At 62.5% G+C, this 20388-nt stretch carries 18 protein-coding genes and 1 tRNA gene; 10 read left to right on the plus strand and 9 right to left on the minus strand.

The annotated features are described in order from the left end of the window. The first annotated feature begins 6 nt into the window (after positions 1 to 6). Entirely contained in the window at positions 7 to 801 is a 795-nt protein-coding gene (locus SJI00_RS01660; protein ID WP_322460025.1) for a class II glutamine amidotransferase, read from the plus strand. Further along, positions 792 to 1313 carry a DUF2937 family protein gene (locus SJI00_RS01665; RefSeq protein WP_322460026.1) on the plus strand — a complete coding sequence of 174 codons (522 nt, stop codon included), beginning with the start codon at positions 792 to 794 and terminating at the stop codon, positions 1311 to 1313. Before SJI00_RS01660 ends, SJI00_RS01665 begins: the two co-directional genes overlap by 10 nt. Positions 1314 to 1602: 289 nt before the next feature. Here the strand turns inward: SJI00_RS01665 and SJI00_RS01670 are convergent, their stop codons facing one another. Then, positions 1603 to 2541, minus strand: a complete 939-nt coding sequence (locus SJI00_RS01670; protein ID WP_322460027.1) for a ZIP family metal transporter — start codon at positions 2539 to 2541, stop codon at positions 1603 to 1605. A gap of 249 nt (positions 2542 to 2790) precedes the next feature. Between SJI00_RS01670 and SJI00_RS01675 the strand changes: the two genes are divergently transcribed. From SJI00_RS01675 to SJI00_RS01690, 4 genes are all read left to right on the plus strand, one after another. After that, positions 2791 to 2982 carry a PLDc N-terminal domain-containing protein gene (locus tag SJI00_RS01675; RefSeq protein ID WP_312932410.1) on the plus strand — a complete coding sequence of 64 codons (192 nt, stop codon included), beginning with the start codon at positions 2791 to 2793 and terminating at the stop codon, positions 2980 to 2982. A 312-nt stretch (positions 2983 to 3294) separates the two neighbouring features. Then, a complete protein-coding gene (locus SJI00_RS01680) occupies positions 3295 to 5373 on the plus strand; it encodes an LTA synthase family protein (RefSeq protein WP_322460028.1) in 2079 nt (692 codons plus the stop codon). A 116-nt stretch (positions 5374 to 5489) separates the two neighbouring features. Then, positions 5490 to 5732, plus strand: coding sequence for a hypothetical protein (locus SJI00_RS01685; RefSeq protein WP_322460029.1), 243 nt, complete (start codon positions 5490 to 5492; stop codon positions 5730 to 5732). A gap of 172 nt (positions 5733 to 5904) precedes the next feature. Beyond that, a complete protein-coding gene (locus tag SJI00_RS01690) occupies positions 5905 to 6237 on the plus strand; it encodes a ribonuclease E inhibitor RraB (protein ID WP_322460030.1) in 333 nt (110 codons plus the stop codon). Positions 6238 to 6285: 48 nt separating this feature from the next. Here SJI00_RS01690 and SJI00_RS01695 read toward each other — a convergent pair whose 3' ends face one another. Then, entirely contained in the window at positions 6286 to 7098 is an 813-nt protein-coding gene (locus tag SJI00_RS01695) for a cytochrome c (protein ID WP_322460031.1), read from the minus strand. A gap of 517 nt (positions 7099 to 7615) precedes the next feature. Between SJI00_RS01695 and SJI00_RS01700 the strand changes: the two genes are divergently transcribed. Next, positions 7616 to 8341 carry an amidotransferase gene (locus SJI00_RS01700; RefSeq protein ID WP_322460032.1) on the plus strand — a complete coding sequence of 242 codons (726 nt, stop codon included), beginning with the start codon at positions 7616 to 7618 and terminating at the stop codon, positions 8339 to 8341. A gap of 39 nt (positions 8342 to 8380) precedes the next feature. Here the strand turns inward: SJI00_RS01700 and SJI00_RS01705 are convergent, their stop codons facing one another. Then, a complete protein-coding gene (locus SJI00_RS01705) occupies positions 8381 to 9352 on the minus strand; it encodes a magnesium and cobalt transport protein CorA (RefSeq protein ID WP_312932427.1) in 972 nt (323 codons plus the stop codon). Between the two features lie 76 nt (positions 9353 to 9428). Further along, on the minus strand, positions 9429 to 10118 hold the full coding sequence (locus SJI00_RS01710) for a crotonase/enoyl-CoA hydratase family protein (protein ID WP_322460033.1): 690 nt from the start codon (positions 10116 to 10118) through the stop codon (positions 9429 to 9431). A gap of 277 nt (positions 10119 to 10395) precedes the next feature. On the opposite strand from SJI00_RS01710, the gene SJI00_RS01715 reads away from it, so the two are divergent. Beyond that, positions 10396 to 10485, plus strand: a tRNA-Ser gene (locus SJI00_RS01715). 572 nt (positions 10486 to 11057) lie between these two features. Here SJI00_RS01715 and SJI00_RS01720 read toward each other — a convergent pair. From SJI00_RS01720 to phhA, 4 genes are all read right to left on the minus strand, one after another. After that, positions 11058 to 13214 (minus strand): TonB-dependent siderophore receptor, encoded by a 2157-nt coding sequence (locus SJI00_RS01720; RefSeq protein WP_322460034.1) that lies wholly within the window; start codon positions 13212 to 13214, stop codon positions 11058 to 11060. Between the two features lie 473 nt (positions 13215 to 13687). Continuing rightward, on the minus strand, positions 13688 to 13816 hold the full coding sequence (locus tag SJI00_RS01725; RefSeq protein WP_322460035.1) for a hypothetical protein: 129 nt from the start codon (positions 13814 to 13816) through the stop codon (positions 13688 to 13690). A gap of 446 nt (positions 13817 to 14262) precedes the next feature. Next, complete coding sequence (locus SJI00_RS01730) at positions 14263 to 14619, minus strand: 4a-hydroxytetrahydrobiopterin dehydratase (RefSeq protein ID WP_322460036.1); 357 nt, start codon at positions 14617 to 14619, stop codon at positions 14263 to 14265. A 37-nt stretch (positions 14620 to 14656) separates the two neighbouring features. Then, the gene (phhA, locus tag SJI00_RS01735; RefSeq protein ID WP_322460037.1) at positions 14657 to 15442 is read right to left on the minus strand and encodes a phenylalanine 4-monooxygenase; all 786 of its coding nucleotides are present in this window, start codon (positions 15440 to 15442) and stop codon (positions 14657 to 14659) included. Positions 15443 to 15699: 257 nt separating this feature from the next. Here phhA and SJI00_RS01740 point away from each other — a divergent pair, with 257 nt between their 5' ends. After that, positions 15700 to 17253: a sigma-54-dependent transcriptional regulator gene (locus SJI00_RS01740; protein WP_322460038.1), complete on the plus strand. Its 1554-nt coding sequence runs from the start codon at positions 15700 to 15702 to the stop codon at positions 17251 to 17253. Positions 17254 to 17291: 38 nt separating this feature from the next. On the opposite strand, the gene SJI00_RS01745 is transcribed toward SJI00_RS01740, so the two are convergent. Then, complete coding sequence (locus SJI00_RS01745) at positions 17292 to 17549, minus strand: DUF2790 domain-containing protein (protein ID WP_322460039.1); 258 nt, start codon at positions 17547 to 17549, stop codon at positions 17292 to 17294. A gap of 438 nt (positions 17550 to 17987) precedes the next feature. Here SJI00_RS01745 and acs point away from each other — a divergent pair, with 438 nt between their 5' ends. After that, on the plus strand, positions 17988 to 19949 hold the full coding sequence (acs, locus tag SJI00_RS01750; RefSeq protein ID WP_322460040.1) for an acetate--CoA ligase: 1962 nt from the start codon (positions 17988 to 17990) through the stop codon (positions 19947 to 19949). The last annotated feature ends 439 nt before the right edge of the window (positions 19950 to 20388 follow it).

Here is a 20388-nt window from a genome sequence, read left to right on the forward strand (position 1 = left end):
CAGGGCATGTGTGAATTACTCGGCATGAGCGCCAATGTGCCCACCGACATCGTTTTCAGCTTCACCGGCCTCATGCAGCGTGGCGGGCGTACCGGCCCGCACCGCGACGGCTGGGGTATCGGCTTCTATGAAGGCCGCGGCCTGCGCCTGTTCCAGGACCCTTCGGCAAGCAGCGAGTCGGAAGTGGCCAACCTGGTGCAGCGCTACCCGATCAAGAGCGAGGTGGTCATCGGCCACATCCGCCAGGCCAACGTTGGCAAGGTCTGCCTGTCCAACACCCACCCGTTCGTGCGCGAACTGTGGGGGCGGAACTGGTGTTTTGCCCACAATGGCCAGTTGCAGGGCTTCAGTGGGCAGAAAACCTTCTACCGGCCAGTGGGCGACACCGACAGCGAAGCCGCCTTCTGTGACCTGCTCAACCGCGTGCGTGAAGCCTTCCCCGAACCCGTTGCGGTCGAGCAACTACTGCCGGTGCTGGTCGAAGCTTGCGCCCAGTACCGCAGCCAGGGCGTGTTCAACTGCCTGCTGAGCAACGGCGACTGGCTGTTCTGCTTCTGCTCTACCAAGCTGGTGCACATCACCCGCCGTGCCCCGTTCGGTGCGGCGCGGCTCAAGGACGTCGACCTGATCGTCGATTTTCTCACGCAAACCACGCCCAACGATGTGGTCACCGTGATCGCCACCGAAGCGCTGACTGAAAATGAAACCTGGAACCGCTACGAACCCGGTCAATGGGCCTTGTGGCGCCATGGTGAGTGCACTGCACACGGCAACAGTGGCGAGGTGCTGGCATGTTCCTGAGTTATCTACGCCTGCTGCTGTTCACCCTGGCCCTGCTGGCCGGCATCCAGGTGCCGGGCTACATCGCCAGCTACAGCCAGCGTGTGGAAGCGCACATGCTCGAATCGCGCGAAGCGCTCAGCGGCTTCAAGGAAACCGCCGAGCGCTTCTTCAATGGCGACCTGCAAGCCTTGCTGCGCCACTACCGCAGCAGCGATGACCCGGTGTTCAACAGCGATGCCAACAGCATCGAAAGCCTGTTGATTCGCAACCAGGCGCTGGAGCGCGAATGGCAGACCCTTCAGGGCAACGCTTGGGCGCGCACCTGGCATGTCCTGGTGCAGCCCGATGAGCAACTGCGTGAAGAAACGCTCAAGGGCTACAACTACCAGATTCTGCTGGTGCCTGAAGCCATTGGCTGGGGTATTGGTGCCGGGCTGCTGCTGGCGCTGGCAGTGGAGAGCCTGCTGCGTGCGCTGGGATGGCTGATCCTGAGCGCGCGGCGCCGGCCGGTGAAGGAAAGCTGGCGCTGACATCAGCGCTGTTCGCTGAGCAGCGACAAAGGCCGGCGTAGCCGGCCCGGTCCAGGCGCCGCGAAACCGCAGGGCAATGGAGGTTGCAGCCTTGGGTCGGCTTCGCCGCCCTTCGCGAGCAAGCTCGCTCCGTGGATCGTGGAGAGCTGGACGAAATCATTCCAGCACAAGCAGGCGGTCGGGGTACAAGCGGCTATCGCCGCGAGGGGCGGCGCAGCAGCCCCGAGCGCTATCGACTCAGCTTGCCTGAACAGGGTCAGGCGCTGAGTGCACGTTCCCGGCAGGCGGCTCAACCCAGCGCCGTATCCAGGAACATCATCACCGCAAAGCCGCCCATCAGGCCGAGGGTCGCCGAGGTCTGGTGGCCGTTGCGGTGGGTTTCCGGAATCACTTCGTGGGACACCACAAAGATCATCGCCCCCGCTGCCAGGCCCATGCTGATCGGATAGGCCGCCGCGAAGCCGGTAGAGATGCCCAGGCCGATCACCGCACCCAGGGGCTCCATCAAGCCCGAGCCCACCGCCACCAGCGCCGCCCGTAGGCTCGACAGCCCGGTCGCGCGCAAGGCCAGTGCCACGGCCAACCCTTCGGGAATGTCCTGGATGGCAATGGCGCTGGTCAGCGGCAGGCCCACGCTCATGTCGCCATTGGTGAAGCTCACGCCGATCGCCATGCCCTCTGGCAGGTTATGCAGGGTGATGGCCAGGACGAACAGCCACACACGGTTGATGCGTGCCGTCTCCGGGCCTCGCGGGCCGGTGCTTTCGTGCTCGTGTGGGGTAAAGCGGTCCAGGCCCAGCATCAACAGCACGCCCAGGCCCATCCCCACCACCACGATGGCCGCTGCCGCCGAGCCATTGCCGGTGATTTCACGGGCTGCCTCCAGGCCCGGCAGAATCAGCGAAAACGAGCTGGCGGCCAGCATCATTCCCGCGGCAAAGCCGAGCATCACGTCCTGATTGCGGCTGCTGACATCACGCAGGATCACCGCCAGCACAGCGCCCAGCGCCGTAGCGCCAAACCCTGCCAGCCCGCCGACGAACGCGAGGTGCAGGTTGTCGGCGTGCTCGCCGTTGATTGCGTTGTAGATGCTCGCGCCGAGCAGGATCAGGATCGCCAGCAAGCTCACCCCCAACCCGGCGCTAAGCCACGGGCTGCTGCGCGCCTGATGGCGCCAGGCCGTGAGCAGGGAAGCGGGGTACGTGGCAGGGGCGTCGGCTGGGGGCATTGCGAACCTCATCGTGCGGTAGGTGAAGCGAGTCTAACGATGGACCGACAGCGCAGGCCAAGGATTCCCTTCTATGGCGCTAATAGCATGCTCTGCTAGGGTCAAGAGGGAGACATGGCCCCCTTGAATCGGTCTCAAGCGAAGCGGATTGAGACATCTCGCACTCTGTGCGGTCGTAACCTGGTAAGGCACGCAGTCAGAGTGGTCGCGGCGCCTGATTTTTCAATATCTCTATGCAGGAGCAGTGACATGGGTTCGACTTTCAATGGGCTGATTGGCCTGATCATTCTCGCCCTGGACATCTGGGCAATCATCAACGTCGTCAAGAGCGGTGCATCCGGTGTCGCCAAGGTCCTGTGGATCCTGCTGATTCTGTTCCTGCCGGTCGTGGGTCTGATCATCTGGGCCATCGCTGGCCCGCGTGGTAACACGCGTATCTGACCCCAGCCTGTGCGGCGTTCAACGCAACGTCGCCAGCGCACCCGCAAAACGGGGCGTGCGACACTCATGGATAGCATCCTGCGTGTCGCACGCCCCGTTTTGCGTCTACAGAAGCGCTTGCGAGCCGTCGGCTGAAGCCCTCGGGCGCGGCCTGGGCGAGATGCGCGACGCCCAGGTGACATAATTTTCACACTGGATTAATGAAAATCCGCGCCGCACAATGGCGCCTCGGTCCGCCGCCGGCACCTGTGGCTGGCCGCACACGGCCGTTGGGTCTTTTCCGCAACCTCGCATTTTAGGACTTCTTCGTTCATGGCTTATCCGGATGCCTTGAAGCAAAGGGGCGTGCGCGCTCCGTTCAACCCTACCGTGAAATCTCACCTGGCCTACACCCTGCTCAGTGCGCTGGTGATCATGGCGATGTTGAGCCTGGTGCGCCTGGCGCTGCTGCTCTACAACAGCGACATGATCGGTGACACACCGTACGCCACGGTTGCCGAGGGCTTTCTCAACGGCCTGCGTTTCGACCTGCGTGTGGTCACCTACATCAGCGTGCCGCTGCTGCTGGCCACCCTCAGTACCTGGGCCATGGCCCAGCGCGGTTTCTTCCGCCTCTGGCTGACCCTCACCGCCAGCATGGTGATGTTCCTCGGCCTGATGGAGATGGACTTCTACCGTGAGTTCCACCAGCGCCTGAACGGCCTGGTCTTCCAGTACGTCAAGGAAGACCCTAAAACCGTGCTGAGCATGCTCTGGTACGGCTTCCCGGTGGTGCGTTACCTGCTCGCCTGGCTGTTCGGCACCTGGCTGCTGAGCCTGCTGTTCAAGGGTGCGGACCGTCTCACCCGTGGCCAGGGCAGCGCTGCGGGCGCCACCGGCGTGAGCCGCGCTACGCCCTGGTACAACCGCCTGGCCGTGTTCATGGTGATTCTGCTGATTGCCGTGGTCGCCGCCCGTGGCACCCTGCGCCAGGGCCCGCCGATGCGCTGGGGCGATGCCTTCACCACCGATTCCAATTTCGTCAACCAGTTGGGCCTCAACGGCACGCTGACCTTGATCGACGCCGCCAAGAGCCGCTTTGGTGAAGACCGCGCCAACATCTGGAAAGCCACCCTCGACCCGCAGGTGGCGCTGCAGAGCGTGCGTGAACAGCTGCTGACCGCCCACGACACCCTGGTCGATGCCGACGAGGCCGCCATCCGCCGCGACTTCGTGCCGCCGCAGGCCAACACCCTGCCGATCAAGAACGTCGTGGTGATCCTCATGGAAAGCTTCGCCGGCCACTCGGTCGGCGCGCTGGGCAGCCCGCACAACATCACCCCGTACTTCGACAAGCTGGCCCAGGAAGGCCTGCTGTTCGATCGCTTCTTCTCCAACGGCACGCACACCCACCAGGGCATGTTCGCCACCATGGCCTGCTTCCCCAACCTGCCCGGGTTCGAGTACCTGATGCAGACGCCTGAAGGCGGCCACAAGCTGTCCGGCTTGCCGGCATTGCTCAGCGCCCGTAAATACGACGACGTGTACGTGTACAACGGCGATTTTGCCTGGGACAACCAGTCCGGTTTCTTCGGCAACCAAGGCATGACGACCTTCATCGGGCGCAATGACTTCGTCGATCCGATCTTCTCCGACCCCACCTGGGGCGTGTCCGACCAGGACATGTTCAACCGGGGTGCCGAAGAGCTGGCCAAACGCGGTGGCAAGGAGCCGTTCTATGCGCTGCTGCAAACGCTCTCCAACCACACCCCTTACGCGCTGCCCAAGGACCTGCCGGTGGAACCGGTGACCGGCCAGGGTCGTCTCGATGAGCACCTGACCGCCATGCGTTACTCGGACTGGGCGCTGGGGCAATTCTTCGAGAAGGCGCGCAAGGAGCCGTACTTCAAGGAAACCCTGTTCGTGATCGTGGGCGACCACGGCTTTGGCAACAATCAACAGATCACCGAGTTCGACCTCGGGCGATTCCACGTTCCGCTGCTGCTGATCGCGCCTGGCATCCAGGACAAGTTCGGCAAGGTCGATCACACGGTGGGCACCCAGGTCGACATCGTGCCGACCATCATGGGTCGCCTGGGCGGGGAGACCCGTCATCAGTGCTGGGGCCGCGACCTGCTCAACCTGCCTGAAGGCGACCAGGGCACCGGCATGATCAAGCCGTCGGGCAGCGAGCAAGTGGTGGGCCTGATACACGGGGATCATCTGCTGATCGAGTCGCAGGACATGGCGCCGCGCATGTACCGTTACCAGCTGGGCCGTGAGCCCAAGGGCGAGCTGATCGAAAGCCCGGAGCAGCCGCGGATGCTCAAGACCCTCGAAGCGTTCATCCAGACCGCCACCAAGAGCCTGCTCGACAACACCGCTGGTGTGGTCCACGGCACGCCTCAGTAAATCCCGATGACGGGGCCTGTAGGGCCCCGTCACGCGGACTGAACAAATCGAGGGCATCCAGGGTCATCTACCTCAGACAGCACCCCGCTGTTTTTTGACTTGCAGAGGGCTATTTGATGAAAGAGTGGGACATCATCTTTGCCGACAAGACCGGCAAACTGACCACGCTGCTTTACTGCTCGGACGAACAGCCCACTCAGGAAGAGGCCGCGCGGTACATTCGGGCGCAGCTATTGCCAGTTGTGGATGAACTGGACCTCAACGATTTCCAGGATCGCAGCGTTGCTCCTACTGCGCGCGAGCTCAAGGATCACAGCTCGATCACCATCACCGAGATCGTCGAGCACCAGAAGCCATAAAACCGCTAGCGTAGAACCCAGGCAGGCACTACGCTGCCTGTCGAGCGCCGGCCTTTGTGCAGGCCTGCGCTGCTTCCCCTCCCTTCACGTCTTGCATCCGCTCCGTAAGCCCTTCCAGGGCAAGTGTCCCGCGCACGAAAAGTCTATCCATTGCACTGCAGGAGGACGTTTCATGAAGAGCCAGAACGACGACATCAGCAGCACCGTACTTCGTCAGATGAAAGAAGGCGGCTTCGACTTCACCCGTATTCACCCCATCGAGTTCTACGCCACATTCCCCGATGAAGCGTGCGCCTGGCAGGCCGCAGGCGCCTTTCGTGGTGAGTCCACCAATGCCCAGGTGTGCGAGTTGGAGGAGGGTGATTGGCACCTGCAACTGAGCAAAGTCATGTATGCCACGTACTGTGGTATCGGTGACTTCGAAGCGGTGTTCGAACGTGTCATCTCGCCATTGGGCAGCGAAGTCAAAGGCTGGGGCGTTCGCCAAGAGCGGCTTACCGCCTGAGCAGCACAGGGTCAATACTGCCGGGCCGTGTGGCCCGGCAGCCTGGTGTCAGGCCTTGCGCCCGGCCATGTGCTTCAAATAGGCCAGCAGCGCATCCAGTTCCTGTTCATTGAGCACCGCTTCGCTGAACCCTGGCATCTTGCCCTGCGGCCACTGCCTGAGCCCCTGTGGATCGCGAATCAGTTGGCGCAGCCAGCCCGCCTGGAAATACTCGGTCGGATTATGCGGTCGGTTCAGGTCAGGCCCGACCTGCGCATCGCCGCCGCCGTTGAGGCGGTGGCAGGCCATGCAGTTCTGCTGAAACAGCGCAAAGCCCTGGCGCTCAGCTGCAGCGGCCGGCAAGGCGGGGTCGGGGAGCATCATGGGAAAGCGCTGCGCGACAGGCGCCAGACGGCGCAGGTGGGTCACTCGAAAAGGCCATTGTTCCGGGCGGATGCCGCTGGCTTGCGGGTCGCTCCAGACGATGTAGAAGGGCCCCGCACTGGGCTTGCCTGCAGCCAGGGGCGGCCACGGCGCTGCCGGGTCTTCGATGGCCAACCAGGCCTGCGCAGGACCGCGCTGCAACAAAGGCGCGGCAGGCATTTCAGCCGCAAAACCGTCAGACGCCACGGCCTGCAGATGATCAGTGTCACGCAGGCCGTCGAGCAACGCCGCCACCGGGACCGCGCGGTAGTGCATGGCGCGCTTATAGGAAACGTCGGCGGGGATATCTACCGTGCGCGCTTGCGGATGCGCAAGCAACTGGGCAGTCGTCCACGTCCGCGACAGCGCGCCGGCCTCCAGGCGCAATTGCGCGGCCCCAGCCGGTAGACACAACGACAGACACAACAACAGCGACGGCATTGCCAGCCAGTGGCGCATGGGAATCCTCCAACCAATCGAGGCTGGAAGGTTAGCTGGCCCCAGCGAGGGACACCACTGCGCCTAACCGAACAGGCGACTCATGTTCGGCAGAATCAGCAACAATGTGGTGGCGAAGACGATAAGCCCGGCTTGGCGAAACTTGGCGTGTCGAAACATGGCGGCCTGCCTTTTTGTAGTTATTCCTGAAAAGTGATCGGGCACTGCATACGCGTCCACGCTGCTTACAGCGGTCAACGGCCGCTCGGCGTGGCGCTTGTGTGTGGATACATACCCAACACTAGGGCGAAGTGTGTGCATTTCAGAGACCCCTTTGTTCTAGTTGCAGGGTTTTTAATTTCTTTCAGTTTGGCGCAGTGGGCGGCCAGCGCTGGATCACGCCATTTAGACAGCTGTATGGATATTCGCTACTTTGCACGCCAGCACGCCCGTTCGTCAGTCCCGCCTACTTGCTTGTACGTGTCTTTCGCGTCAGGCTCTACGCCCCTTTCTCTCTTTGTCGTTCAGGACTACTGCTATGTCGTTACGCATCTGCATCCTTGAGACCGATGTTCTGCGACCCGAGTTGACGGCGCAGTACCAGGGTTATGGCAGGATGTTCGAACAGCTGTTCTCTCGTCAGACCATCGCCGCCGAATTTCGCGTCTACAACGTGATGAACGGTCATTATCCAAGCGATGACGAGATCTTCGATGCTTATCTGGTGACGGGCAGCAAGGCCGATTCGTTCGCCTCCGATCCGTGGATCGAAACCCTCAAGGCGTACTTGCTGAAGCTGTATGCGCGCGGCGAAAAGTTGCTCGGCGTGTGTTTCGGTCATCAACTGCTGGCGCTCACCCTGGGTGGCAACGCCGAGCGGGCAGACAAGGGCTGGGGAGTGGGCACGCACCGCTATCGCCTGGCCGCCCATGCACCTTGGATGGATGCGCAGGTCACCGAACTCACGCTGCTGATCAGCCACCAAGACCAGGTCACCCGATTACCTGAAGGCGCCACGGTCATCGCTTCGAGCGACTTCTGCCCGAACGCGGCCTATCACATCGGTGATCAGGTCCTGTGCTTCCAGGGCCACCCTGAGTTCGTCAACGATTACTCGCGTGCTCTGCTCGATGCACGCCAGGAGCATCTGGGCGATGAAGTGTATGCGCGCGCCATCGCCAGCTTGGCCACCGAGCATCAGGGCGACCTGGTCGGGGAGTGGATGCTCAGGTTCATCCAGCAGGCTCCGCGACAGGTCTCCTGAAGCACAGCGCCGCTTGGCAGCGGGCGGCGCAATGACCGCTTAGAGCCAGCCTGAGCGCTTGAAGCTGGCAAACAGCCCCGCGCAGCCCAGGCCAATGACGCCCAGCACGGCAAAATAGCCATAGTGCCAGTCCAGCTCGGGCATGTTCTTGAAGTTCATCCCATAGATGCCGGCCACGGCTGTCGGAAACGCCAGGATCGCCGCCCAGGCGGCAAACTTGCGCTGGGTCACGCTCTGCCTGGCAGATTCGAGCCACATGCCCACCTCGATGGTCTGGCTGGCCAGGTCGCGAATGGTGGTGAGGTCTTCCATCTGCCGAGTGACGTGGATCTGCACATCGCGAAAGTACGGGCGCATGTTCTTGTCGATGAAGGGGAAGTTCAGACGCTGCAGCTCTTCGCCGATTTCCACCATCGGCGCCACATAGCGGCGCATGCGCAGCACATCGCGGCGCAGCCTGTGCAGGCGCTGGATGTCCGATTCCTGCAAGGCCTTGGTCAGCACATTCTGCTCCAGGTCCTGGATTTCTTCGTGAATCGCTTCGCTGACCGGCTGGTAGTTTTCGGTCACGAAATCGAGCAGGGCGTACAGCACGAAGTCTTCGCCATGTTCGAGCAGCAGCGGGCGTGCCTCGCAGCGTTGGCGCACTTGCGCATAGGACTGCGAATCGCCGTTGCGGCAGGTGATCACATAGCCTGAACCGGCAAAGATGTGCGTTTCGATGAAGGCCAGTGTGCCGTTTTGGCGTATGGGCGAATAGGTGACGATGAACAGCGCGTCGCCAAAGGTTTCAAGCTTGGGCCGGCTGTGTTTTTCCAGGGCATCCTCGATGGCCAGTTCGTGAAGATCGAACTGGCCCTGCAAGGTTTCCAATACTTGCGCGTTGGGCTCTTCCAGGCCAATCCAGACGAAATGACCAGGCTTTTTGGCCCACTCGCGGCCCTCGTTGATGTTGATGTTGGTGACTTTCCTGCCAGCGCTGTAAACCGCCGCGGCGACGACTCGACCCATGATTGCGTGTTACTCCGGTTGAACCAGGTGCAGGACCTGCGCTGAAGGGCGCCGCGACGCTAAACCACCCAGGCATTCAACCCAGGTGCTTGTTGTCGCGCACGATCGCCTCATCCAGCGCCTCCAGCAGCCCTTGGCGTACTTTCAGCTTGGTGTTCCTGTGGGCGAGCATGTTCAGTTTTTTCAGTTCGCCGGCCACTGCGAAGGCGGTCTCACGCAACTGCTCGGCGGGCACCACGCGGTCGAGAAAGCCTGCCTCGACCGCAGCCTCTGGGGTAAACACCTCGGCATTGATGACGGCCCGCGGGAAGGCCGCGCGGCTCAGCCGATCACGTGCCAGGGCAATGCCGGCATGGTGCATGGTCATGCCGATCTGCACTTCGTTCAGGCAGATCTTGTACGGGCCTTCGATGCCGATGCGGTAATCGGCCGCCAGCAGCAGGAAGGCGCCCTTGGCCACTGCGTTGCCGGGGCAGGCGACCACCACCGGGAAGGGATGGGCCAACAGGCGACGGGTCAGGGCGGAGCCGGCACTCACCAGCGCCACGGCCTGCTCGGGGCCGGCGGTCATCACCTTGAGGTCGTAACCGCCTGAGAGAATCCCCGGCTGGCCGGTGATCACCACCACCACACGCTCGGCTTCTGCACGGTCGAGCAGGGTGTTGAAGGTGGCGATGAGCTCGGGCGAGAAGGCGTTCACCTTGCCGTTGTTCAAGGTGAGAAGGGCAATACCGTCTGCGGCGTGGTAACTGATCAACTCGCTCATGGGGGCATCCTTGTGGTAATGGGGCCCCGACGTTAACCAGCGCCGGGGAGCAGGTAAAGCACCAAGGCTGACCGCCCGGTCATCAATGCCCTGGGGCTGTGCGCTGCGTAGGGGGGCGACGATTGCACTGGGAAAAGCGTCCCTGGGATTGGCAGCATTGCCCTGTGCGCCGGCGTTCCGCTTAAGCGCATGAAAAATCTGAAAAAAAACTTGCCAAAGGAAAGGCCTTCCACTAAATTAGCGCGCCTCGACAGGCTGAATGGCTTGAAGGGAAAACGGTGAAGTGTCCGAGTGGTCGAAGGAGCACGCCTGGAAAGTGTGTATACGAGAAATCGTATCAAGGGTTCAAATCCCTTCTTCACCGCCACATTCGTAAGCGAAAAACCCCTGAAGCGTTCAACCGCTTCAGGGGTTTTTTGTGTGCGCGCGATTCAGCATCGTTGGCAGTGCGTGGGCAGTGCGCCACGACACGTCAACGGCCGGGTCACCGTCCGCCATCCCCACTCACGTCATCTCCGGGGCAAACTTCGCCCGCACCTGCTATTACCCGGTGACTGCGTCCAGGCCGGCTATGCCGGCCATCGCGGCTAAAGCCGCTCCAACAGAACCGGTGTCAATTTCAGGTAATACGTTCTGAAATCCGATGAGGCTGCGCCAGCCACAGCGCGCAAATGTGGGAGTGACGGCAGTCGCGATGGCCGGGGTAGCCGGCCCAGCTCAGGTGCCACCGGCCAACCTGACAGCGCGTACTAGCAGCCATTGGGTCTGCTGCGCAGCCCATTGCGGTAAAACCGTTCCTACCAATGCGTGTGCGACTTGAGACTCGCATGGGGCCGTGCACTGTAGAAGAGACAGATCCGGCACTCCGGCTGGCCGCGATGGCCGGCAGCGCCGGCCTTAGACACACCACACTGATCCCTCGAGCCAGACCGCCTTTGATCAAAAGCTCACCGACGCCGACAGCCGCGCCGTTCTCGGTGCGCCTTGGAACAGGTAGTTGTCACCCAAGTAGTCCCCTACATCGCGCCAGTAGCGCTTGTCGAACAGGTTGTCGACGGTCAGGCGCAGCACCGTGTCGTAGCCGCTGATGCGAGTCTGGTAGCGGCTGCCGACGTCGAACACCGTATAGCCTCCGACCGAGACATCCCCCGAACGGTCAGCGTATTTGCTGGCGCTGTAGCGGGCACCGCCGAGCAGGGCCAAGCCGGGAACGGGCAGGCTGTAATCGGCCTGCAACGCCGCGCGCAGGCTGGGCACGTTGAGCGCCTGATGGCCCTCATAGTCGAGGCTGTCACTGCCACTCACCCGGGCGCGAATCGCGGCGGCGCTGGCGTGCAGTTGCAGGCGCGAGGTGGCCTGGCCGCTGGCACCGAGCTCCAGGCCGGTGTTCTTCTGCTGGCCGGCCTGCACGTAGGTGAAGCTGCCGTCGCCGTTGGGCCGGGTGTATTGGTTGGCCTGGCGCAACTGGAACACTGCGGCAGTGAAGCTGATGCCCTGCCAGTCGTGCTTGGCGCCGAGCTCGATCTGGTGCGAGAGGGTCGGGGCGAGGATTTCCGAGGCGTTGCTGGCGTACCACGGTGCAGTGCCGCCGGTGGACAGCCCTTTGGTATAGCTGAGGTAGACGGTGGTGTCGGTTGCCGGCTTGTACAGCAGGGCGGCGTTGGGCAGCAGTTCATAGCGCTGGGTATGTCGGCCGGCCGTGCCGTCTTCGCCCCAGGTGCGCTCATCCAGGCGCACCTGGCGCGCGCCGAGAATGCTTTGCCAGTGCTCATCGAACGTCAGGGTGTCGCTGAAAAACACACCGTACTGGCGGCTGTCGAGTCGGCGCTCGCTGCTTTTTAACGGGAGAACGGAAGCCGGCCACTGCGGCGCATCGCTACCGATGGTGCCGCTGCCGACGAATTCGTTGTAGGTCGGCCGCTGATCCAGCGTGCGCCGTTGAGCGCTGCTGCCAAGGGTCAGGTCATGCTCGATGCCCAACGCCTGAAAGCGGCCATTGAGCGTGGCTTGGGTCTCGACCACCCGGCGGGTGTCGTCGGGGCTGCGAAAATCATAGATGTCGTACTCGCCTTGCGCGCCGAAGTGATTCGGCACTGCGGAATTTTCGCAGCTCGCCGCGCCATAGCAGCCCCATGCGAAGGCGCTGTAGTCGTCGATCACCACCTGGCTGCGCGAGGCGCTCAGGGCGCCGGTCCAGGCGTTGTTGAAGCGGTACTCGAAACGCCCGCCGAGGTTCAGCGAATCGCTCTGCACCGGTTTGGCCCAGTCCTGGTCTGCCAGGCGATCGATCGGGTCGACGTGATGGGGCAGGGCGCTGTTACCCAGCAATTGGTAGCCCGGCACCGAACGCTGCTGGCGCTGCTGGTACTCGGCATCGAGCTGCAAGGTGGCGTCGGGGCTGAGCTGCCAGTCGAAAGCCAACGAGGCGAAATCGCGGCGGCCGTCGGCATGCTCGACATAGCTGCGGATGTCTTCATGGGCGAGGTTGGCGCGCAGGCCGAACTGGCGTTCGCTGCCGAACCAGCCGCCCAGGTCCGTGGCCAGGTAGCGCTCGCCCTGTTCGTTACTGGCCACGCTGACGCTGCGCACCTCTTCCGGGCGCTTGCTCACGTAGTTGATCAGCCCGCCGGGTGCCGACACGCCGCTGTACAGGCCCGACAAGCCCTTGAGCAATTCGACCTGCTGCTTGTTTTCCAGGGCCACGTTCTGCTCGCCGGCCACGGTCTGGCCGTTCAAGCGGTAGCTGCTGGCCGCATTGAGCGCAAAGCCACGGACGTTGAAGTTTTCGTAATAACCAATCGGCGCATAGCTCTCGCCCACCGAGGCATCGCTGTGCAGCACTTCGCTGAGCTGACGGGCCTGGCGGTCTTGCAACAGCGCCTGGCTGAACACGCTGACCGAGGCGGGTGTGTCGATCAGCGGGGCGCTGTAGGGGCCGGTCACCTGCGCTTGGCGGACTTGATAGCCCTCGCTGCCGGCGACATCCGAGATCTGCACCGGCGCCAGCGTCACTTCTTGCGCGGCCAGGCTGCTGGCGGGCAGGGCAATGCTCAGCGCGAGCAGGCTCAACGGCAGGCGAGGGTGAGGCGAAGGCATGCGGGCTCCTTGAGGGCCGTCGTCACGTTCGCGGTAAGCCCGGGGCAGGTCGAAGGGGAAGAGGGTGGCAGTGCGCCAGTTCGTGCGCGCGACAGGGTATCAGGTTCGACCGTTGTAGGGGGGGAGGGGCCGAGCCTGTGCGCTGGAGCAAGACCCAGGCAAGGCCGCTGGCGGCTCCGCAAAAAGAGCCCAGGAAGCGGAGTGTACGGGTGTACATGCGCATTGCGACGCAGACGCCTCGTCGAGGGGACGCCCAGTCGAGGCTAGCCCTCCAGGCTCTTTTCAACGCATCCTGAACGAGTATCAAGGCTTTTCGTACAGATCCAGGACGCCGCCCCGATCGTTTGAGGTACGTCATGGCGCTGAATCAGGCAGAGGCGTGTCGATCTGTGGACGGCGACAAAACGGTGTGAAAACGCGCTGTGGTCGAAGTCTTCAACTCAGCCGTTTTCACACTGCCTGTGGGTGCGCAGTCAGTCCTGGTCGGCGCGGGGGGAATCGTTGTCGTCCTGGTCGACGGCAGGCGTCGGCTCGGCATGGACGGTCACGGTCGGCTCTTCGGGGTTCAGGCTTGGGAAGGGAAAGTTCGGGATTTCATGCATCTCGAGGCTCCTCGCAAGTGTGAGTGAAAAGGCAGCGTGCGGCGCGCCCCAAGCACACCGCAGCTCGCGCAGGATACAGGACTGAGTGTGACAGTTCGTGTGAAATTGGGATTTGCGAAGGTTGGGAATGGTTCGATGACGGATCAATGTGGCCTGGACTGCCCCCCCTATAGGCGCGAGCTTGCTCGCGACGACCGGCAAAGCCGGTCCCTCGAGCGCTACGTTTTACCTACAGGTCATTCGCGTTGTGTGGTCGGGGGCGGCGGTGCCGCCCATCGCGAGCAAGCTCGCCCAGGGTAGGGCTGTAGGCGGGTGGGTTGCGTTAGCCGCCTTTTTCGCTGGGGTATCGGCGGTCTGCGGGGCAACGCAACGCTTGTGCAAGCAGCCGGTCTGGCGCTTCGGTCAGCTGCGAGGGCTGGCGGGAATGGACAGCGCCCAGCCTCCCTTCACTTGCGCCCTTCGGCCCCTTTGGCCACTTCATCGGTGCGCGCGCACATGATGAAGTCATTGCGGTGCAGCCCTTTGATCGAATGGCTCCACCAGGTCACGGTCACTTTGCCCCATTCGGTCAGCAGACCCGGGTGATGGCCTTCGGCCTCGGCAATGGCACCCACGGCGTTGGTAAAGGCCAGGGCGTGCTTGAAGTTCTTGAACAGGAACACCCGCTCAAGCTCCATGTGGCCGTCGCGCACCTCGACGCCCCAATCGGGAATTTCGCGAATCAGCTCTGCCAGCTCTTGCTCACTGACTTTCGGCGCATCGGCGCTGCAGGCGACGCAGTGGGTCTGGTTCAGCGTGGTCATGAATACAGTTCCTCAGATCGAAAAAAGGGAGAACGGCTCAGGCCGCCTTGGGCGCGAATTTCGGCGCGTGCAGGCCAAGCTGCGTGGCCTGGGTGACCATGCCCATGACGTCTTCGTGGGCCAGGTCGAACAGCCGCTTGAGGCTCGGCAACCTGAAGTACACCGGTTGCAGGATATCGATGCGATACGGCGTGCGCATGGCTTCGACCGGATCGAACGCCTGATGCTCCGGCGCATCCGACAGCGCGTAGACGGTTTCCTTGGGTGACGAGAGCACGCCGCCGCCGTAGATGCGCGTGCCTTGGGGAGTGTCGAGCAAGCCGAATTCGATGGTCATCCAGTACAGCCGCGCCAGGTACACCCGTTGTTCCTTGCTCGCGGCCAGGCCCAGCTTGCCGTAGGCGTGGGTGAATTCGGCGAACCAGGGGTTGGTCAGCAGCGGGCAGTGGCCAAAGATCTCGTGGAAGATATCGGGCTCTTGCAGGTAGTCCAGCTCTTCGGGGGTACGAATGAAGGTGGCGACCGGAAAGCGCTTGCTGGCCAATAGCTCGAAGAAGGTCTGGAACGGAATCAGCGCGGGCACCCGGGCGACTTGCCAGCCAGTGGTGGCGGCAAGGACGCGGTTGATCTGATCGAGTTGCGGAATGCGGTCGGTGGGCAGGGCCAAACGCTCCAGGCCTTCGAAGAAAGCATCGCAGGCGCGGCCCTCGATCACCTTCATCTGGCGGGTGATCAGGGTGTTCCACACCCCGTGCTCGGCTTCGGGGTACTCGATGAACCCGTGCGCGTCGGGCTCGCGGGCCAGGTATTGGGTCTGTTTCATGGCGCTCTCCTGATGAGGGCTTTTATTGTTGTGGGTGGCACCCATGGGCTCAGTTGTAGCGCGGGTTCAAAGGGCTTGTACCGGGGTGAAGCAGAAGGAAGGCGCTCAGAAAACCCGTGTTCGTAACGAATGTTTTACAAATCGCTGCGCGCGTCGGAAAATCATCGGCTTGAGGCGGTGCTAATCGTCGTATTTGTCAGATTTTCTTTACGAGTTTTTAGCGATCTGCTGCTTTTATTGGCGTCGTGAGAGCGAACATGCGCATTAAAGTCCACTGCCAGAACCGCATCGGTATCCTGCGAGACATCCTCAATCTGCTGGTCGAATACGGCATCAATGTGCTGCGTGGCGAGGTCGGCGGTGACCACGGCAACGCCATTTACCTGCATTGCCCGAACCTGATGAACCTGCAGTTCCAGGCCCTGCGACCCAAGTTCGAAGCCATTGGCGGGGTGTTTGGCGTCAAGCGTGTCGGGCTGATGCCCAGCGAGCGCCGGCACATGGAGCTCAATGCGTTGCTCGGTGCGCTGGAGTTCCCGGTGCTGTCGATCGACATGGCCGGCAGCATCGTGGCTGCCAACCGCAGCGCTGCGCAGTTGCTGGGGGTGCGCGTCGATGAGGTGCCGGGCTTGCCGCTGTCGCGCTATGTCGAGGATTTCGACCTGCCCGCACTGGTGCGGGCGCACAAGTCGCGGGTCAATGGCCTGCGCGTACAGCTCAAGGGCGACGTGTTCCTGGCCGACATCGCACCGCTGCAATCGGAGCACGATGACAGCGAGGCGCTGGCGGGCGCGGTACTCACCCTGCATCGCGCCGACCGCATCGGCGAGCGCATCTACAACGTGCGCAAGCAGGAACTGCGCGGCTTCGACAGTATTTTCCAGAGCTCACGGCTGATGGCTGCGGTGGTCCGCGAAGCCCGGCGTATGGCGCCTCTGGATGCGCCGCTGCTGATCGAGGGCGAGACTGGCACGGGCAAGGAACTGCTGGCCCGCGCCTGCCACCTGGCCAGCCCGCGCGGCGCCTCGCCGCTGATGGCGCTCAATTGTGCCGGGCTGCCCGAATCGATGGCCGAAACCGAGCTGTTCGGCTACGGCCCGGGGGCGTTCGAGGGGGCGCGGGCCGAGGGCAAGCTGGGCCTGCTGGAACTGACCGCCGGTGGCACGCTGTTCCTCGACGGCGTCGACGAAATGAGCGCCCGGCTGCAGGCCAAACTGCTGCGTTTTCTGCAAGACGGCTGCTTTCGCCGGGTGGGCAGCGATGACGAGGTGTACCTCGATGTGCGGGTGATCTGCGCCACCCAGGTGGATCTGTCGGAGTTGTGCGCCCGTGGCGAATTTCGCCAGGACCTGTACCACCGGCTGAACGTTTTGTCCCTGCACATTCCGCCGCTGCGTGAGTGCATGGATGGGCTTATTGGTTTGGTCGGGCACTTTCTCGATCAGGCCAGCCGGCAGATCGGCTGCGCGTTGCCCCAGGTGGCACCCAGTGCGATGGAGAAGTTGGCGCAGTATCAATGGCCGGGGAATGTCCGGCAACTCGAGAACGTTATGTTCCAGGCCGTTTCATTATGTGAAGGCGGTACGGTAAAGGCCGAGCATGTTCGCTTGCCGGAATATGGCGGGCGTCAGCCATTGGGCGAGTTTTCGCTGGAGGGAAGTTTGGCCGATATCGTTGGCAGGTTTGAAAAGGCGGTATTGCAGCGTTTGTTGCTAGAGCATTCAACCAGTCGTGCCCTGGGTAAACGCCTGGGTGTTTCGCATACGACCATTGCCAACAAGTTACGCGACTACGGCGTGAAGAAAGCATAAAGCCGAAAGGCCGCCAGGCGGCCTTTTGCATCGGCCGGTCAGCCGTTGGAGCAGCCGTTGCCCATGACCCGGTATTCCAGGACGTGGCGGTGGCCCTGGGAGTCGTCGTAGGTCATGCGCGCCGGCACCACGGCGCACACATTGGGCACATCGCTGATCGACACGATGTGCGCAATGTCCAGGTGCTGCGAGTAGTGATAGGCTTCGATCGGAGTTGCCTGGGCCTGTTCGGTGGCATCGTCGGCTACGGCCATGCCGCAGACGCTGCCCAATGCCAGTGCCAGTAGATATTTCATTTTTGGATAACCTGTCTTGAGTTGCCTGGTTGCACGCGGCGTCGAATAACGCAGCGTCAGATGACACAGGCTGGATATACAACTAACAGAGATCGGTACGGCCTTCGTGGGGGCTGTCGTCGGTGTTGTTCATGTTGCTGCGGTGCTGCAGTAAGTTGGCAGCGCCGCATGCCGTTGCTGGCCAGAGAAAGTCTAGGCTTGGGGCGGTGCGTGAAACAGCGCTTATTCTGATAAACATTGTTCGTTTTTCTACAAGAATCGCCGCGTGGCATGGCATGGCACATTTTGTACATGGCTCGGGACGCTGGCCGATAAGTCGCCCGGTGATGCCTGCAATAAGGAGGGGTCGCGCTACTACCAACGTCGAATGGCCTTGCTCGCTCTGGTACAGTTAAAACGGTTCCATACAAAAACAACTATTAAACCGAGGTATCAGAGATGAGTGCGGCTCCACTGTATCCCGTTCGTCCCGACGTAGCGGCCACCACCCTGACCGACGAGGCCACCTACAAGGCCATGTACCAGCAGTCGGTGATCAACCCGGACGGCTTCTGGCGTGAGCAGGCCCAGCGCCTTGACTGGATCAAGCCCTTCACCAAGGTCAAGCAGACTTCCTTCGACGATCACCACGTCGACATCAAGTGGTTTGCCGACGGCACTCTGAACGTTGCCTACAACTGCCTTGACCGCCACCTGGAAACCCGCGGCGATCAAATCGCGATCATCTGGGAGGGCGACGACCCTGCCGACTCGCGCAACATCACCTACCGCGAGCTGCACGAAGACGTCTGCAAGTTCGCCAACGCCCTGCGTGGCCAGGACGTGCACCGCGGCGACGTGGTGACCATCTACATGCCGATGATCCCCGAAGCCGTGGTGGCCATGCTGGCCTGTGCCCGTATCGGTGCGATCCACTCGGTGGTGTTCGGCGGCTTCTCCCCTGAGGCGCTGGCCGGGCGCATCATCGACTGCCGCTCCAAGGTAGTGATCACCGCCGACGAAGGGCTGCGTGGGGGCCGGCGCACGCCGCTCAAGGCCAATGTCGACCTGGCGCTGACCAACCCGGAAACCTCGACGGTGCAGAAAATCATCGTCTGCAAGCGCACGGGCGGCGACATCGCCTGGCACCAGCATCGCGATATCTGGTACGAAGACCTGATGAAAGTGGCGTCCAGCCACTGCGCGCCGAAAGAGATGGGCGCCGAGGAAACCCTGTTCATCCTCTACACCTCCGGCTCCACCGGCAAGCCCAAGGGCGTGCAGCACACCACCGGTGGCTACATGGTCTATGCCGCGCTGACCCATGAGCGCGTCTTCGACTACCGCCCGGGCGAGGTGTACTGGTGCACCGCCGACGTGGGCTGGGTCACCGGCCACAGCTACATCGTCTACGGCCCGCTGGCCAACGGCGCCACCACGGTGCTGTTCGAGGGCGTGCCGAACTACCCGGACATCACCCGCGTGTCGAAGATCATCGACAAGCACAAGGTCAACATCCTCTACACCGCACCGACCGCCATCCGCGCCATGATGGCCGAAGGCGAAGCGGCCGTGGTCGGCGCCGATGGCTCCAGCCTGCGTCTGCTCGGCTCGGTGGGCGAGCCGATCAACCCCGAAGCCTGGAACTGGTATCACACCGCCGTGGGCAAGCAACGCTGCCCGATCGTCGACACCTGGTGGCAGACCGAAACCGGCGGCATCCTGATCAGCCCGCTGCCGGGCGCCACCGCGCTCAAACCAGGCTCGGCGACCCGTCCGTTCTTCGGTGTGGTGCCGGCGCTGGTGGATAATCTGGGCAACATCCTGGACGGCGCGGTCGAGGGCAACCTGGTGATCCTCGATTCCTGGCCAGGCCAGTCGCGCTCGCTGTACGGCGACCACGACCGCTTCGTCGACACGTACTTCAAGACGTTCCGGGGCATGTACTTCACCGGTGACGGCGCCCGTCGCGATGAAGATGGCTACTACTGGATCACCGGCCGCGTGGACGATGTGCTCAACGTGTCGGGCCACCGCATGGGCACCGCCGAGATCGAAAGCGCGATGGTTGCCCACAGCAAGGTCGCCGAGGCGGCAGTGGTGGGTGTGCCGCACGACCTCAAAGGGCAGGGCATTTACGTCTACGTGACCCTCAATGCCGGTGAGGAGCCGAACGAGCAGTTGCGCCTGGAGCTGAAAAACTGGGTGCGCAAGGAGATCGGCCCGATTGCCTCGCCGGATGTCATCCAGTGGGCGCCGGGGCTGCCCAAGACTCGTTCGGGCAAGATCATGCGGCGTATCCTGCGCAAGATCGCCACCGGCGAGTACGATGCCTTGGGTGATATCTCGACACTGGCCGATCCGGGGGTCGTGCAGCACCTGATCGACACGCACAAGTCGATGACCCGCGCCAGCGCCTGATTCGCCGAACAGGCTCAGGTGTGCAAGCCCCGCCCTCAACCGGCGGGGCTTTTACGTTGGGCGCACGTTACTTCGGCAGACACACCTGGCTGATGGCTGCTCCAGGGCCGCGCAAAAACGGGGCCTTGCGAAACAGCGGTGCGCTTTTGTGGGGCGATAATGGGCCTGAGGGGCAATCGCTGGTCGCTGCACTTGCCGGATTACCTGGCTTTGCGAATAATAGGCCCGCTTGTTGCTAGATCCTTAGGTTGCTTTCCTTTTGCTCTTGCATATTTAGCCAGAGCTGTCAATGCCATCCGCTTCCCGCTCAAGCGCTTCTGTACGTAGTTGTCGCTTTGAAGAAATATCGTGGTTCAGCCTGTCGCTAAAATGCCATCTGATTGCTTGAGGTTTGGGACGATTGTCCACGCCCGCGGCCCGCGCTGTACCCATTGGCATT

This window comes from Pseudomonas gebzensis (genome assembly GCF_034427815.1).
Taxonomy (GTDB): Bacteria; Pseudomonadota; Gammaproteobacteria; order Pseudomonadales; family Pseudomonadaceae; genus Aquipseudomonas.

Excerpts from the sequence above, each read along its gene's own strand:
- SJI00_RS01745 (WP_322460039.1), bottom strand. The coding sequence starts at position 17,549 with ATGAAATATCTACTGGCACTGGCATTGGGCAGCGTCTGCGGCATGGCC.
- SJI00_RS01690 (WP_322460030.1), top strand. The coding sequence starts at position 5,905 with ATGAAGAGCCAGAACGACGACATCAGCAGCACCGTACTTCGTCAGATG.
- SJI00_RS01720 (WP_322460034.1), bottom strand. The coding sequence starts at position 13,214 with ATGCCTTCGCCTCACCCTCGCCTGCCGTTGAGCCTGCTCGCGCTGAGC.
- SJI00_RS01710 (WP_322460033.1), bottom strand. The coding sequence starts at position 10,118 with ATGAGCGAGTTGATCAGTTACCACGCCGCAGACGGTATTGCCCTTCTC.
- SJI00_RS01740 (WP_322460038.1), top strand. The coding sequence starts at position 15,700 with ATGCGCATTAAAGTCCACTGCCAGAACCGCATCGGTATCCTGCGAGAC.
- SJI00_RS01685 (WP_322460029.1), top strand. The coding sequence starts at position 5,490 with ATGAAAGAGTGGGACATCATCTTTGCCGACAAGACCGGCAAACTGACC.
- SJI00_RS01665 (WP_322460026.1), top strand. The coding sequence starts at position 792 with ATGTTCCTGAGTTATCTACGCCTGCTGCTGTTCACCCTGGCCCTGCTG.
- SJI00_RS01695 (WP_322460031.1), bottom strand. The coding sequence starts at position 7,098 with ATGCGCCACTGGCTGGCAATGCCGTCGCTGTTGTTGTGTCTGTCGTTG.
- phhA (WP_322460037.1), bottom strand. The coding sequence starts at position 15,442 with ATGAAACAGACCCAATACCTGGCCCGCGAGCCCGACGCGCACGGGTTC.
- SJI00_RS01705 (WP_312932427.1), bottom strand. The coding sequence starts at position 9,352 with ATGGGTCGAGTCGTCGCCGCGGCGGTTTACAGCGCTGGCAGGAAAGTC.
- SJI00_RS01660 (WP_322460025.1), top strand. The coding sequence starts at position 7 with ATGTGTGAATTACTCGGCATGAGCGCCAATGTGCCCACCGACATCGTT.
- SJI00_RS01680 (WP_322460028.1), top strand. The coding sequence starts at position 3,295 with ATGGCTTATCCGGATGCCTTGAAGCAAAGGGGCGTGCGCGCTCCGTTC.
- SJI00_RS01670 (WP_322460027.1), bottom strand. The coding sequence starts at position 2,541 with ATGCCCCCAGCCGACGCCCCTGCCACGTACCCCGCTTCCCTGCTCACG.
- SJI00_RS01725 (WP_322460035.1), bottom strand. The coding sequence starts at position 13,816 with ATGCATGAAATCCCGAACTTTCCCTTCCCAAGCCTGAACCCCGAAGAG.
- SJI00_RS01675 (WP_312932410.1), top strand. The coding sequence starts at position 2,791 with ATGGGTTCGACTTTCAATGGGCTGATTGGCCTGATCATTCTCGCCCTG.
- SJI00_RS01730 (WP_322460036.1), bottom strand. The coding sequence starts at position 14,619 with ATGACCACGCTGAACCAGACCCACTGCGTCGCCTGCAGCGCCGATGCG.
- acs (WP_322460040.1), top strand. The coding sequence starts at position 17,988 with ATGAGTGCGGCTCCACTGTATCCCGTTCGTCCCGACGTAGCGGCCACC.
- SJI00_RS01700 (WP_322460032.1), top strand. The coding sequence starts at position 7,616 with ATGTCGTTACGCATCTGCATCCTTGAGACCGATGTTCTGCGACCCGAG.